General features: G+C 63.6%; 13 protein-coding genes. 9 read left to right on the plus strand and 4 right to left on the minus strand.

What is annotated here, in order from left to right; genetic code table 11:
- Nucleotides 1-33 precede the first annotated feature (33 nt).
- Nucleotides 34-894: an HAD family hydrolase gene (locus AC6CH8_RS15175; protein ID WP_091470483.1), complete on the minus strand. Its 861-nt coding sequence runs from the start codon at nucleotides 892-894 to the stop codon at nucleotides 34-36.
- Nucleotides 895-1,062: 168 nt separating this feature from the next.
- Between AC6CH8_RS15175 and AC6CH8_RS15180 the strand changes: the two genes are divergently transcribed.
- Nucleotides 1,063-1,317: a glutaredoxin family protein gene (locus tag AC6CH8_RS15180; protein WP_498191369.1), complete on the plus strand. Its 255-nt coding sequence runs from the start codon at nucleotides 1,063-1,065 to the stop codon at nucleotides 1,315-1,317.
- Nucleotides 1,318-1,392: 75 nt separating this feature from the next.
- A complete protein-coding gene (locus AC6CH8_RS15185; RefSeq protein ID WP_091470485.1) occupies nucleotides 1,393-2,100 on the plus strand; it encodes a redox-sensing transcriptional repressor Rex in 708 nt (235 codons plus the stop codon).
- Between the two features lie 47 nt (nucleotides 2,101-2,147).
- Here the strand turns inward: AC6CH8_RS15185 and AC6CH8_RS15190 are convergent, their stop codons facing one another.
- The 3 genes from AC6CH8_RS15190 to AC6CH8_RS15200 all read right to left on the minus strand — a co-directional run bounded on the left by AC6CH8_RS15190 (nucleotide 2,148) and on the right by AC6CH8_RS15200 (nucleotide 4,616).
- Entirely contained in the window at nucleotides 2,148-2,933 is a 786-nt protein-coding gene (locus AC6CH8_RS15190; RefSeq protein WP_498191370.1) for a hypothetical protein, read from the minus strand.
- A 263-nt stretch (nucleotides 2,934-3,196) separates the two neighbouring features.
- Nucleotides 3,197-3,898: a hypothetical protein gene (locus tag AC6CH8_RS15195; RefSeq protein ID WP_166660331.1), complete on the minus strand. Its 702-nt coding sequence runs from the start codon at nucleotides 3,896-3,898 to the stop codon at nucleotides 3,197-3,199.
- A gap of 166 nt (nucleotides 3,899-4,064) precedes the next feature.
- Nucleotides 4,065-4,616, minus strand: coding sequence for a YceI family protein (locus AC6CH8_RS15200; protein WP_498191441.1), 552 nt, complete (start codon nucleotides 4,614-4,616; stop codon nucleotides 4,065-4,067).
- Between the two features lie 207 nt (nucleotides 4,617-4,823).
- Between AC6CH8_RS15200 and AC6CH8_RS15205 the strand changes: the two genes are divergently transcribed.
- The 7 genes from AC6CH8_RS15205 to AC6CH8_RS15235 all read left to right on the plus strand — a co-directional run bounded on the left by AC6CH8_RS15205 (nucleotide 4,824) and on the right by AC6CH8_RS15235 (nucleotide 14,053).
- Nucleotides 4,824-5,489 (plus strand): histidine phosphatase family protein, encoded by a 666-nt coding sequence (locus AC6CH8_RS15205; RefSeq protein ID WP_178995153.1) that lies wholly within the window; start codon nucleotides 4,824-4,826, stop codon nucleotides 5,487-5,489.
- 4 nt (nucleotides 5,490-5,493) lie between these two features.
- Entirely contained in the window at nucleotides 5,494-6,099 is a 606-nt protein-coding gene (locus AC6CH8_RS15210) for a TlpA family protein disulfide reductase (protein ID WP_091470491.1), read from the plus strand.
- A gap of 5 nt (nucleotides 6,100-6,104) precedes the next feature.
- Nucleotides 6,105-6,860: a cytochrome c biogenesis CcdA family protein gene (locus tag AC6CH8_RS15215; protein WP_014922639.1), complete on the plus strand. Its 756-nt coding sequence runs from the start codon at nucleotides 6,105-6,107 to the stop codon at nucleotides 6,858-6,860.
- Nucleotides 6,860-8,563 carry a cytochrome c biogenesis protein ResB gene (gene resB / locus AC6CH8_RS15220; protein ID WP_498191371.1) on the plus strand — a complete coding sequence of 568 codons (1,704 nt, stop codon included), beginning with the start codon at nucleotides 6,860-6,862 and terminating at the stop codon, nucleotides 8,561-8,563. The genes AC6CH8_RS15215 and resB overlap by 1 nt, the downstream gene beginning before the upstream one ends.
- A complete protein-coding gene (gene ccsB / locus AC6CH8_RS15225; protein WP_091470494.1) occupies nucleotides 8,563-9,630 on the plus strand; it encodes a c-type cytochrome biogenesis protein CcsB in 1,068 nt (355 codons plus the stop codon). The genes resB and ccsB overlap by 1 nt, the downstream gene beginning before the upstream one ends.
- 214 nt (nucleotides 9,631-9,844) lie before the next feature.
- A complete protein-coding gene (locus AC6CH8_RS15230) occupies nucleotides 9,845-11,944 on the plus strand; it encodes an Hsp70 family protein (protein ID WP_498191372.1) in 2,100 nt (699 codons plus the stop codon).
- A gap of 3 nt (nucleotides 11,945-11,947) precedes the next feature.
- Entirely contained in the window at nucleotides 11,948-14,053 is a 2,106-nt protein-coding gene (locus AC6CH8_RS15235; RefSeq protein WP_498191373.1) for a LuxR C-terminal-related transcriptional regulator, read from the plus strand.
- Nucleotides 14,054-14,069: the final 16 nt, after the last annotated feature.

Here is a 14,069-nt window from a genome sequence, read left to right on the forward strand (position 1 = left end):
GACGGGTTTAAGCGCGAGGTATGTGAGAGAGCGTTAGATGCGGGGACCACGGAACTTTGAGAACCCGCGCCACAGCCCATACACAGCTCCGCCGACGGTCGCGGCTTTGAGGCCGAGCGTGGCCGCGCGGCGTCCGGAGCGGAAATCGTAAACGGGCCAATTGTTCTCACGAGCGTGCCGCCGAAGCTTCGCATCGGGGTTGATCACCACGGGGTGACCCACCATGGTGAGCAAAGGAATGTCGTTGGCGGAATCGCTGTAGGCCCAGCAATGGTCCAGATCCAATCCCTCGCGATCGGCAACGAGTTGGACCGCGATCGCCTTGGCAGGTCCGTGGAGGATGTCCCCCACGAGCTTCCCCGTGTACACACCTTCGTCCACCTCACCCACTGTGCCCAAGGCGCCGGTTAGGCCGAGCCGGGTGGAAATGACAGTGGCCACCTCAATGGGCGTAGCAGTCACGAGCCACACCTTCCGGCCGACCCGAAGGTGCTGTTCTGCCAGCGCCTTGGTTCCCGGCCAGATCCGTGACTCGATCATTTCGTCATAGACCTCTTCGCCCAAGGCCTTGATGTCATCAACAGTGATGCCGGCAGCAAGGGTCAGCGCAGAGTCGCGTACGGAGTGGACGTCTTCCATGTTTTCGCCGCGCATGACGAACTTGAACTGCTTCCAAGCGAAACCGGCGGCCTGGGAAAGTGTGAACGCTTTGCGTTCGTACATTTTGCGCGCCACGTGGAAGAGGCTTGCACCCTTCATCAACGTATTGTCGACGTCGAAGAAGGCGGCTTCGCCAGCGTGCTTCCGCACGAGATCCTGTTTTGCCGCGTCCCTCTGCGCGGTGTTTTGCACCAAGGCATCTGCGACCACGGCGGCGTTCTTCTCCTCGGGCATGCCTTGAGTCTAGTCAATCGCCGGGAACTGCGTTGAGGGCGCACAGGCGGAGTCGCCGAAGGGGGTGGGGTGTGAGTGAGCGTTGGTGGGGAGGGGGTGGGGTGTGAGTGAGCGTTGGTGGGAAGGGGGTGGGGTGTGAGCGAGCGTTGGGGCGGTTACCTTTGAGACATGGCTATTCCCGACGTCGTACTTCTGACCAAAGCTGACTGCCACCTCTGCACGGAAGCGCGTGCCGCCGTCGAGCGCGTCACGAAAAGCCTTGGCGTGCAGTGGACCGAGCAGAAGATCGACGGCGACTCCCAACTCCAGGAGCGCTTCGCAGAGGAAATTCCTGTGGTGCTGGTTGACGGCATCCAGCGGGATTTTTGGAAGATCGATGAGGAACGGCTCACCCGCACACTGAAGAAAGTCCTGGAAGATTGAGGTGGGGTTACCCGCAGGTAATGGCTTTTGTTGAGTCCCGCCGAGGGTCATAGAGTGGAACAACAAAGCGACGCAATGGAGAATACCGTGACTGCGCTGGAACCGTCCCCGGACGCAACAACCGGGGAAAACGAACCTGCCACCAAGCAGATCCCGCCCGCGGCTGTGGCCCGGATGACTCTCTATTTGCGCGCGCTCAACTCTCTCTTGGCCGAAGGTGTGGAACGCGTTTCCTCGGAAGCGTTGGCGGAGGCATCAGGCGTCAGTTCATCCACGCTCCGCAAAGACCTCTCCTACGTCGGCTCGTACGGGACCCGGGGCGTTGGCTATGAAGTCCAGTACTTGAGCCGGCACATAGCCGCCGCACTCGGCCTGACCCACGACTGGAAGGTCGCGATTGTGGGTGCCGGTAACCTCGGCAAAGCCCTTGCACGGTATGGTGGCTTCGAGTCCCGGGGCTTCGACGTTGTGGCCATCTTTGACGCGGACCCCATGGTGATCGGCAACGAGGTGGGCTGGTTGCGGGTGAGTGATTCGGCCGAGCTGGAGCGCGTGCTGGAACGCACCCATACCAACATGGTGGTGCTTGCGCTACCTGCGACCGTGGCCCAGGCTGTCTGCGACCGCGTCATTGCTGCCGGCATACGGAGCATCCTGAGCTTCGCCCCGGTGCTCCTGCAGGTTCCCCCGCACGTCAACCTTCGCAAGGTGGATATGGCAACCGAGCTCCAGATCCTGGCCTACCATGCACAACGGGCGCAGACGCCGGGCCAGGCTGTTTAGCCTTCGCCGGGTCCGCGCCCGCGTTTAATACTTGGAAGCGTGAGGGTTTAGCGACCGTAGGGGTTCTGGTATGGGTTTCCGAAAGGCTGGGCCTTACGGAAGTACGGAGCCGACGCCGGCAGGTACAGCATGACGATCGCTGCAACGCCCAGCAGGATCACGATGAGCTGCATGATGCCGTAGGTTGCGCCGAACTGGAACAGTCCGGTGAGGCCCAGAACAGAGATGGCAGCGAACACGGTGCCCAGGATCCGGGCCCAGTTCTTGCCCTTCCGGACGGGGAAGGCGACCAGCGCGTAAAGTCCCAATGAGAAGATGGCACCGACAATGGCGCCCACTGCGATAGCACCGCGCATCCCCTCAATGGATTCCGCGGGGAATTCAGTGCCCTGCTGCGCGGCCTGCTGGTTCATCACGTTGATGAAGGAATCGGCTCCGGTGGTGGCCAGGAGCAGCGAGCTGATGGCAGACAGGATGCCTGCCGCAATGATCATCCAGAACGCGTAGTTCACCATTGGAGGGATAGTTGTAGGACCGGGTTGCTGGCTCGGCCAGTTGTTGCCCTGGCCATACTGCGGAGCTCCGGGAGCCTGACCATACGGGGAAGACTGCTGCCCGTACTGGGGTGTGGCGGGGGACTGCTGCCCGTACTGGGGTGCGGCGGGGGACTGCTGCCCGTACTGGGGTGCGGCGGGGGACTGCTGCCCGTACTGCGGCGCGGCGGGCTGACCGTACTGGGGTGCCGGAGGCTGCGGCGTGGAAGGCTGGGCGCCGTGCTGCTCGGGCTTGTTGTCGTCGCCCGGATTTGAGGGCGGGTACGGAGGGTTGCTCATGGCATTCCTTTGCTTGTTCGACTGCTGGTGCGGCCGCCGGGATCAGCAAAATGACCCTGCCCCCAGCGTGGTTCTGGTACCACCGTACCTCCAGCGTCCGACACTGCAGATGATCACACGCAGGTATTTCAAGCTCACGGGAAAAAATCATCATGTCGGCTTACGCCTTCATGATGAAGGCCGCGGGATCCGAAAGGATCTGACCGCGGCCTTCAGCCTCGCTCTACCGCCGATATCGCACGACGACGGCAGTTGAGTCAGTGCTAAGCGTGGCCCTTCACAGTCTTGAACCAGAGCTGCGCATTGGGCAGCCACATCAAGACAACGGCGACTGCGCTCACCAGGAAACCGAACCAGTTGCCGCCCAGGCCCATCCCGGAGCCGCCACCATTTACCGCTCCGAAAATGGCCAGTAGTAAGGAAACGCCCGCCAGGATGGTCAAGGCGAGGCGTGCCCACTCTTTACCTTCCTTCATCTTCATGGCCAGGATCACTTGGGCGGCGGCGACCGCCAAAGTGAGCAGGAGGAGGATCATGGCGATGGCGGCGAATGCCGGAGCGAACGCGAAGGCAGCGATCACGGCAAAGAAAGCGATGAGGCCAAACAGCAGGCCCAGGAGTCCCGAGATCACCCAAATGAAGTAGGAAACTTTCAGCTCCGTCGGCAGGCCCTGGGTTTTGAACATTCCCGAGAAGCCGCCTTGAGGCATGACGTCGTTGAAGCTACGCGGTCCGTCAGTGGGCATTTCGAAGTGGAAACCGGACTGTCCGGGGGCAGGCTGGCCTGGTCCGGGCTGTGAGTATTGCCCCGGTTGCGACGGCGGCTGGTAGCCCTGCGGGGGTTGGTAACCCTGGGGCGGTTGGTAGCCCTGCGGAGGCTGGTGACCCGCAGGAGGAACATTGCCGGGCTGCGGAGGCTGGGAGCCGGGCTGCTGTGGCTGTGGTGTTTCGTCTGGGGTACTCATGGCATCACTTTAGACCGCAGGTTGAAGGATGCATAGGAAATTCGGAGCTAACGCGCAGCTAAATACAGGCTGTTTGCCGAACAATTGCGGGGTGACTTCCCTTTACGCGAAACGGCGCCCCTCACAGCGTGAACTGTGCAGGGCGCCGTTTGCTGAGGCGTGCGGGCTACGCCGCAGCCGGTGCAATGAAGGCGAGCTCGAGGTTGATGACTACCTTGTCGCTGACCAGGACGCCGCCGGCTTCGAGGACGGCGTTCCACGTGAGGCCGAAGTCCTTGCGGCTGATGGTGGTTTCGCCGGAAACGCCGGCGCGGGTGTTGCCGAACGGATCCACGGCCACACCGTTGAATTCGGTCTCGATGGAAACTTCCTTGGTCACGCCCTTGATTGTGAGATCGCCCACGAGGTCAAAGCTGTTGCCGTTGGCCTTGACGTGGCGGGACACGAAGGTGATTTCCGGGAACTTCTCCACATCGAAGAAGTCTTCGCCCTTGACGTGGCCGTCGCGGTTGACGTCTCCGGAGTCGAAGCTGGCGGTCTGGATGGTGGCGGTGACCTTGGAATCGGTCAGCGTTTCGCCAACTTCCAGGGTGGCAGCAGCATCCTTGAACTGGCCGCGGACCTTGCTGATGCCTGCGTGGCGGACGGTGAAGCCGATCTCGCTGTGGGAGGCGTCGAGGGCCCAGGTGCCGGTGGTGACGGAAGTGGGGAGAGTCATCATGGTGTTGCTCCTATATCGAGTGGTAGGTACTGCTTGCTTGCCTGGTCGAGCTCATTGCTTGAAGCGTCAACCGAGCTTCGTATCCAGTATAAACATGCATATGCATCTTTTATTCCAACTCCGTGGAACATTTCGGGAAAACTTTGAGTTCTACTAGCGGTAGAAGATTTCGGATCGCCCCGCTTCTTTGAGAAACTGGTAAACATGCCCCAAGCAACTGTCCATCTGCTTCGCCATGGCGAGGTCCACAATCCCGACGCCGTCCTCTATGGCCGGCTGCCGGAATTCCACCTCTCCGAACGTGGCCGGGAGATGGCTCGGATGCTGGCGGACCACTTCACGGCCCGCGTCAACCAGGGTGCCAAGATTGTTCATTTGGTAGCCTCGCCGCTCACGCGCGCCCAGGAAACGGCCATGCCCACGGCCGAGGCACTGAACCTGGAGATCACCACCGAGCCGCGCATTATCGAAGCAGAGAACCACTTCGAGGGACTCCACCCCACCAAGAGCGAGTTCCTGAAGCCCAAGCACTGGATCTACTTCCGGAATCCGTTGCGCCCTTCATGGGGCGAGCCCTACAAGGAGCAGGCAGCCCGCGTGCTGGCCGCGGTTGAAGACGCACGTGTGAAGGCCATCGAACTTGGCGGCGACGGCGCGGAAGCCATTCTGGTCAGCCACCAACTTCCCATTTGGTCCACCCGGTTGACTGCCGAGGGCCGCCGCCTGGCGCATGATCCCCGTAAGCGCGAATGCACCCTCACGTCGTTGACGTCCCTAACACTCGACGACGACGGCAAGATCGTGCGCGTTGAGTACACCGAGCCCGCTGCCGTCCTGCTTCCCGGCGCGGCGAGCACCCCGGGAGCGTAGAAGCATGGACAACAATCTTTCGCGCCGCGGCGTGCTGACCGCCGGTGGTGTCCTCCTGGCAGGACTGACCATGGGCCTGTCCGCGTGTGCTCAGGAAGACTCCCTGGCCAAGCAAGCCAAGGCAGGCGACAACAAGAACTACGTGGCAGGTGATGGTTCGGTGACGGAGTTCGCCAAGGCGGACCGTGCCGCACCCGTCGCGCTCAAAGGCACTCTCTTTAACGGGCAGACGGTAAAGCCGGAGGATCTGCTGGGCAAAGTCACTGTCCTGAACTTCTGGTTTGCCGCGTGCGCTCCGTGCCGCATCGAAGCCCCCCAGCTTGAAGCCCTGCACTTGGACTTCAAAGATCAGGGGGTCCAGTTCTTCGGCGTTAACCTGCGCGACGAACAAGCCACCGCCGAGGCCTTCGACAAGACCTTCAACATCACCTACCCGAGCTTCAATGACAAGGATGGGGCAGTGCTGCTGTCCGTGTCCGGCATTGTGCCTCCGGGTGCAGTTCCCACAACGTTGGTCCTGGACAAGGAGGGCAAGGTTGCCTCACGCGTCCTCGGCGAGATCGAGAAGAGCACCCTGAAAGCCCTCATCACCTCTGCAGTGGCCGAGTAGCACCCATGAACAGTCCTTTTGCCGAGACGATCCTCAACGGATCACTGCTGCTGGCTGTGCCAGTGGCACTGCTGGCCGGGCTGGTCTCGTTCCTTTCGCCATGCGTGTTGCCGCTGGTCCCGGGGTACCTTGGCTACGTCACGGGACTGACCGGCGTCGACCTCCAAAAGCAGCGGCGGGGCCGCATGCTGGCCGGCATCGGGTTGTTCGTCCTGGGCTTTTCGGTGATTTTCGTTCTGCTGGGCGGCGCCTTCGGGCAGCTGGGTACGTTGCTGACCGGTCCCCAAAACGCCTGGATCACGCAGCTGTTGGGCATCCTGGTGATCATCATGGGTGTGGTGTTCATGGGCGGCTTCGGCTGGTTGCAGCGTGATGCCAAGATCCACGCAAAACCTCCGGCGGGCTTGTGGGGCGCGCCCCTGCTGGGACTGACGTTCGGGCTGGGCTGGGCGCCCTGCATTGGTCCGACGTACTCCGCGGTACAGTTGCTGAGCTTGTCCGGCGGTTCATCGGCGGCCAAGGGCGCCCTCCTGGCGTTCGTTTACAGCCTTGGCCTTGGCATTCCGTTTCTCCTTATTGCCTTGGCCGTGCGCCGGGGCATGGGAGTGATGTCCTTCTTCCGCAAGCACCGGCTGGCCATCCAGCGGATCGGCGGAGGCATCCTGATTTTGCTCGGCATCCTGATGGCCACCGGTGTGTGGGGAACCTGGGTGACCGAGTTGCAGTACTGGTTCCAAAACGATGTGAAGTTGCCAATCTGATGAGCGAGTCCGTGAAAGCCAAGAAGAAGTCACCAGCCGCTGAAAACACAGCGGACGGAAAACTCCAGCAGGCCAAGTCCGAGGCAGCCCTGCCCGCGCTGGGTTTCAAGGGCATGCTCCGGTGGTCCTGGACCCAGCTGACCAGCATGCGCACGGCCCTCTTCCTGCTCCTCCTGCTTGCCGTTGGCGCTGTGCCGGGTTCCCTGTTCCCGCAGCGGCCGGCCAATCCTTCAGTGGTCACGCAGTACATCAAGGACAACCCTTCCTACGGCGAGCTTCTCGACGCCCTGCAGCTCTACGATGTCTACTCGTCGGCCTGGTTCTCGGCCATTTACATCCTGCTTTTCATCTCCTTGATCGGCTGCGTCACTCCGCGTGCCATCGCCCATTACAAGGCCATGAAGTCGCAGCCGCCGCGCACCCCCAAGCGCCTTTCGCGCCTGCCGGAGTACGGCACCTTGGCTGTGCCTGCCGACGCAGGGATCCCGGCGTCGAAAGCCATCAACGATGCCGCCGGGCTGCTGAAGAAACGCGGCTACCGGGTGGAGGTCAGGGACGTCGACGGCGCCCTGCCGTCCTTGGGTGCCGAGCGCGGCTTCCTGAAGGAAGTGGGCAACCTGGTGTTCCACACCTCCTTGATCGGAGTGCTGGTGTCCGTGGCCATTGGTGGCTTGTACGGGTACAGCGGCCAGCGGATCCTGGTGGAAGGCGATACCTTCGTCAACACCCTGGTGGGCTACGACCAATTCACTCCCGGAACCAACTTCCAGAGCAGCTCACTCCAGCCGTACTCGATGCAACTGGACAAGTTCGAGGCCAGGTTCGACCGCGAATCGCCGGGCAAAGCCGGCCAGCCCATCGACTACACCGCCGAAGTGACCACCAAGGAAACCCCGGACTCTCCGGGCAAGAAGGAAACCCTCAAGGTCAACGACCCCGTTTCCCTCGGGAATACCAGCCTCTACCTGACCGGAAACGGCTATGCACCCCTGATCACGGTCCGGGACGGTGAGGGCAACGTCGCTTTCCAAGGTCCCGTAACTGCCAAGGTCCAGGGCGACAACTACTACTCCTCCGTGGTCATCAAGGTCCCGGACGCCAAGCCGGAACAGCTGGGCTTTGTTGGCTTCTTCCTGCCCACGGCCTTCGTCACCGAGGACGGCATTTCCTTCAGCGGCGCCCCCGAACTCATCAACCCGCAGCTGAGCCTGAACTCGTTCTACGGCGACCTCGGCCTGGACAAGGGTGTGCCTCAAAACGTGTTTGAGCTGGACGTCAAGGACCTCCAGCAGCTCAACGGCCGCGACCTCCCTGCCGGCGGTATCACCCTGAGTCCGGGTGCCACAGTCAACCTGCCAGAAGGCAAGGGCAGCATCACGTTCGATGGCGTGAAGAAGTACATCGGGGTGGACATCCACCACAACCCCGGCCAGCTCTATGCGCTGATCTTCGGTTTCCTCGCAGTCGCAGGCCTGGTCATGTCGCTGTACATCAACCGCCGCCGCGTCTGGGTTCGCACCGGAACCCACGCGGACGGCCGCACCATGGTGGAATACGGCCTGCTGGCACGCGGTGAAGACCACCGCTTGGCCGGCGAAGCCGCCGCACTCCGCGAGATCTTTGCCCGGGAATGGAACATCCCCGAGGCGCCGGACACGGCTACAACAACAGCAGGATCCTCCTCAACCTCGAAGGACCAGTAATGCCCGTCATCAACGAAACCCTGGGCCAGTACAGCGAGCTGTTCATGCTGTTGGCCGCCGGCACGTATACCGTGGCGTTCATCGCCTTTGCCTGGGACCTGGCGAAGAGCAGCAAGATGCTCCGCGCCGTGGACCTGAAGGCCGCAGCCAGCACCGCCGGCGAGAAGGTCACGGTTTCTGCAGGCCGCGTCGCGGCAGGCTTGGGAGGTCCCGACGCCGGTGGGCCGGCTGGACGTGCCGAGCGTCCGACGTCGGGCCTCACCGTTGAGGGCGGCACCGCCGCCGGCGACATGAAGTATGCGGGCGAACGCCGCGCGCCTGCCCGCGTGGCCGTAGCGCTGACGGTGCTGGGTGTGCTGATCCACGGCGCCGGTGTGGTTACCCGTGCATTTGGTGCAGGCCGCGTGCCGTGGGGAAACATGTACGAGTTCCTCACCACGGGTGCTTTCGTTGCCGTAGCTGTCTTCCTGGTGGTTCTCATCCGCAGGGATCTGCGCTTCCTGGGCACGTTCGTGATCGGCCTGGCCATCATCATGCTGGTTGCTGCTTCGGCTGCTTTCTGGACCCCGGTTGGGCACCTGGTTCCGGCCCTGCAGAGCTACTGGCTCATCATCCATGTCTCCATCGCCGTGCTCTCCTCTGCATTGTTCACACTGACGTTCGCCATGTCTGTGCTGCAGTTGCTGCAGTCGTACCGCCAGAAGAACCTTGCCGCGGGCCGCGCGGACAACCTGGGCTTCATGCGCCTGGTTCCCAACGCGCTGAGCCTGGAGAATCTCTCCTACCGCATCAATGCCATCGCCTTCATCGGTTGGACGTTCACCCTCATGTTCGGGGCGATCTGGGCTGAAAAGGCCTGGGGCCGCTTCTGGGGCTGGGATCCCAAGGAAGTCTGGACCTTCGTGATCTGGGTGGTCTATGCGGGCTACCTGCACGCCCGGGCCACCCGTGGTTGGACCGGAACCCGCGCAGCGTGGTTGTCGATCGTTGGCTACGCCTGCGTCATCATCAACTTCACACTCGTGAATACAGTTTTCAACGGCCTGCATTCCTACTCCGGGCTCTAAGCTCCGTAACCCCATGACCGGGATCCCCGCCTGAGCAGGGGCTTCGCTCCTGTGTGCGTATAGCGGTCTTGGAATATGACAAATTGGTGTAGCAACCATGACAACTTGGTGTTGCTACGAAGCCTTTTGCCCGTCCGGGGCAGGTGCTAACTTGTTCAGAACCCGCTTGTGATGCAGCCCGCTAGCGTCGCGCCGTGTTCTCTTCGAGGTAACCATGAGCTATGTTCTCGCCATTGACGTCGGGACGAGTTTTACCGCCGCAGCCCTTGTCAAGCCTGGCCAAGGCCCCATTCCAGCCCCGGAGATTCTGTCGTTGGGCTTGCACGGCAGTGCCGTGCCATCCGTCTTGTTCTATGCGGATGATGGCCGTGTCCTGGTAGGTGAAGCGGCCGAACGCCGTGGCTTGGACGACCCCCGGCGCATGGTGCGGGAATTCAAGCGCCGGATAGGTGATTCCGTTCCCTTGGCTGTCGGGGATAGTTGGCTGGCCCCCGAGGACGTGTATGCCCGAATGGCCCGTTGGGTGGTGGACAGGGCCGAAGAACGCGAGCGCAGCGCGCCGTCGTCGATCATCATGACGCACCCCGCAGCGTGGGGGCAGCACCGCACCTCACTGGTCCTTGCAGCGCTCAACGTGGCCGGTCTGCAGGACATCACCCTGATCAGCGAGCCGGAAGCGGCAGCCCTGCACTACGCCTCCCAAACCCGGGTGGAAGACGGCAGCATCGTCGCGGTGTACGACCTCGGCGGCGGCACTTTCGACACCGCCGTGCTCCGCAAAGCCAGCGCCGGTAACTTTGAACTATTGGGCCGTCCCGATGGTATTGAGACCCTTGGCGGCGCCGATTTCGACGCCGCCGTCCTGCGTCATGTGATGGGTCACCTTGGCGAGGGCGCGGCCTTGGATGCGAGCTCTCCTGAGACTTTGGCGGCCCTCTCACGGTTACGGCGCGAATGCCGCGAGGCCAAGGAAGCACTTTCCCTGGACAGCGAAGCCAGCGTGGCCGTATCCCTACCCGGCACCCAGCTGTCCGTGCGGCTGGTCCGTTCGGAATTCGAGGCAATGATCGAGGCCCCTGTCCGGGATACGGTGGACGCCCTCCAACGCAGCCTGCGGAGCATGAACCTTGAAGCGCAGGACCTGAGCGCAGTGCTGCTCATCGGCGGATCGTCCCGGATTCCACTCGTGGCAGAGCTGATTTCCGTGGAACTGGACCGTCCGATCGCCGTCGACGCCGATCCCAAGTCATCCATCTGCCTTGGCGCCGCCGTGGCTGGCTTGCGCCCCAGCGGTTCAAGTGCAGTGGATGCCGCGTCAACCGCTTCAGCTCTGGCCTCCGCGGCTGAGGAATCAAGTGCCGCGGATAAAAGTGCGGCCGCTGCATTGGGGAGGCCGCACGTCCCGGACAGGGCTCCGGCTTTCAACCACCTCAAAGCTGCGTCGGCCAAGCCAGGCCGCCACGCCCCGCGGCCCCGCGTTCGCATGGCCGCAGCAGCCGCTGCCGCCGCAACGGTGCTGACCATCGCGACTGCCACCGCGGCACAGAGCCCCGAAGGCACCGGACTGCTGGCGACCGTATTCGGTAACCAGGCGGCCGACGTCATGCGCGACGGCGGTGCGCAGGCGGCCGGCGCGGCCCAAGCATCCGGCGCTGGCGCTGGCTCGACCCCCGTCATCGGGGGACCCGCGGCTGGACTCGAAGCCAGCGCCAAGACCGGCGTCACGAGGGCCGGGTCCAACGGACGGGCTCCGGCCCGGCAGAATGCAACGAACCCGGGTACGGCTAACGCGGGGACAGGCGCCGCGGCCAATGGTTCGGGCAACACGGCCGGGTCGGGTGCCGTCGGCACCTCCTCCGGTACAGCAGCCGGCGGGACGGGAGGCACCACCACGCCTGCTGCCCCCGGAACGGGAACTTCCACTCCGGGTACTCAGGCTCCGGGCACTCAGACTCCGCCTCCGGCTACTACGCCGCCAACCACCCCTGAACCTGATCCCACAGGGGGTGCCGCGAGCGGACCAACGCCTCCTCCCGCAACAACAACACCACCACCGGTAACCACGGACCCAACAACTCCGCCGGTAGTGGAACCAACAACGCCGCCCGTCACTCCTACAGACCCGGGCACCCCACCGCCGCCACCGCCGTCGCCGGAACCAACGGTGCCGCAGCCCGAGCCCACGGTGGTCCAGGACCCACCGGCGTCGCCGGACCCGGTACTGCCCCAAGAGACCACCCCGCCGGCCGTCCCTGACCCCCTACCAACCGAAACCAGCCCTACTCCGGATCCAGCGCTGCTATCGGCGGTCTGACCCATGGCGGGACACGACCATAAGCCCGGGCACTTCCGCCCCGGCGCAGAGGATCACCCCATCAACCAAGCTATCGACACCCCGGGCGCAGATGACACCATGCGCGCAGATCTGGCGCCCATGCTGACGGGCGGGACTGCCCCTGTCCGCGAGCTGCTTCTGGCCCTGTCCGTGGGGTTCTCCCTTCCATCGCCCCTTCCTGACAGCCTGGGTGACGCTGACGGCCTGGGCCACCCCGGCGGCTTGGACTCGATCATTGCCGCTGCCAAGGACACCGGCTTGCTTTTGCCGGATGGGACTGTGGTGGGTACTGCACGGTACGCCTTGCTGAAAGGAACTCCCACTGCCCGCATCAGGGCGATGCAAAGGGAACTGGTGGACAAGACTCTCCACGAGGGCCGGGCCTTAGGGGATTTGGCCCGTGAGCTGGCGAGGAGTGGCTTTCAGGACCCCCATGTGGTGGCTGAGCTCGAACGGTCTGCTGACGAGGCCTTGGAATCTGACCCACGTTTGGCCGCCGAGCTGTACGCGGAAGCCCTCATGGCCGGGGGAGACGAGGTTGCCAAGGCCGCGAGACGTGCAAAGGCTACAGCGGCAACCGGTGACCTGGACACCGCCGGCAGGATCGTGGACCGCCTCCTGGCAGTGCCTGAAGCGCCCGACCTTCGGCTGGGAGTGGACGTGGCCGCGGCCGTCTGGGCCCAGCGTGGAATGCTTGCCCGGAGCGCAGATACGTACAACTGGCTGGGGTCGGACAGGATCGATGCCTCGGCCCCGCTCGCTGCGGTGGCCATGATCGGTTCGGGAAACCCCTTGGGTGCCGAGGAGCTTCTGGCAGCTGCTCCGCCGAGCGGTTCGCCCACGCTCCTGGCTGTGGCGTTGTCACTGACCCAGCAAGGGCTCCGACAAACCTTGGGACCTGCACCGGAACTGGCGCTGGCCGAGCTCATCAGGGCTTCCGACATGATGAACGCGGCGGGAACATCCATCCCGTTGCCGGAAACGCCCGGTGCCCTGGCCGCCTTATGCGCCCTCCACAGCGGGGAGCCGGCGGTGGCGGACACTGTGCTCAAGGCAGCGCTGGCTGCGGGCCAAGGCGGCGACGCAGCCCGTCCACGGCTGTTTCTGTTGCGTGCCTGGTCCTCGATGCAGCAGGACAACGCAGATGACGCACGCCTGGCCATCAACGAGGCCGTCAAAGCCAATCACTGGTCCCTCGCGCCACGGGACGAGTTCTTGTTGTCGGCCTTGGAAGTAGGCCTTGCCCGGCGGGGCAGCGACGCACACGAGCTTGTGCTGGCCTGGGACAGGGCCCGCGAAACCATGATGCACGTATCGGTGGATCTCTACAGCCTTCTGCCATGGGGCGAACTGATGATCACGGCTGCGCGACTGCGGGAATCAAGGAGGGTTTCGCACTATCTGGAAGGCGCTTGGGATTTGCTGGCGAAGCTGGGCAATCCGTCGTTATGGTCGGTGCCGTTGCACTGGGCGGCGGTGCAGGCGGCCTTGCTGAGCGAAGACCCCGCAGGGCTTGCACCGCACGCGGCAGCACTGGTGCGGGCATCGGAGCGCAGCCATCTGGCGTCAGTGCTCGCCGCTGGCGGTAAGGCCTGGGTCTCGGTCCTGGCCAGCCGCTTTGAGGCGTCCGACGTTGAAACAGCGGCCCGCGGGTTGGCCGCCGTCGGCATGCCATGGGAGGGCGCCCGCCTGGCCGGCCATGCCGCTGCACATGCGGATGAACGACGTGACATGGTGAAACTGCTGGCGTGCGCCAGGGACATCCACCCGCAGGGTGCGGCGCCGTCGGCCGGGGTTTCAGAGCGGCAGGTGGATGCTCGCACTGCCGTTCCTGCTCATCCCGTCATGGACAACGGGGGTGGCCCCGGAGCTCCTGACTCCTCCGGGCTCAGCGCCAGGGAGCGTGAAGTGGGTCGACTCATTTTGGAGGGCAAGACCTATCGGGAAATCGGCGAAGCCATCTACATCTCACCCCGCACGGCGGAGCACCACGTGGCACGCATGCGACGACGCCTGGGGGCCGAAAACCGTTCCGAACTCCTGGTCCGCCTGCGGTTGGCATTGGGGGAGGGGCACCCGCCTCCATAAGCGGTAACCCCCTCCA

The organism is Paenarthrobacter sp. GQ52 (assembly GCF_059759005.1).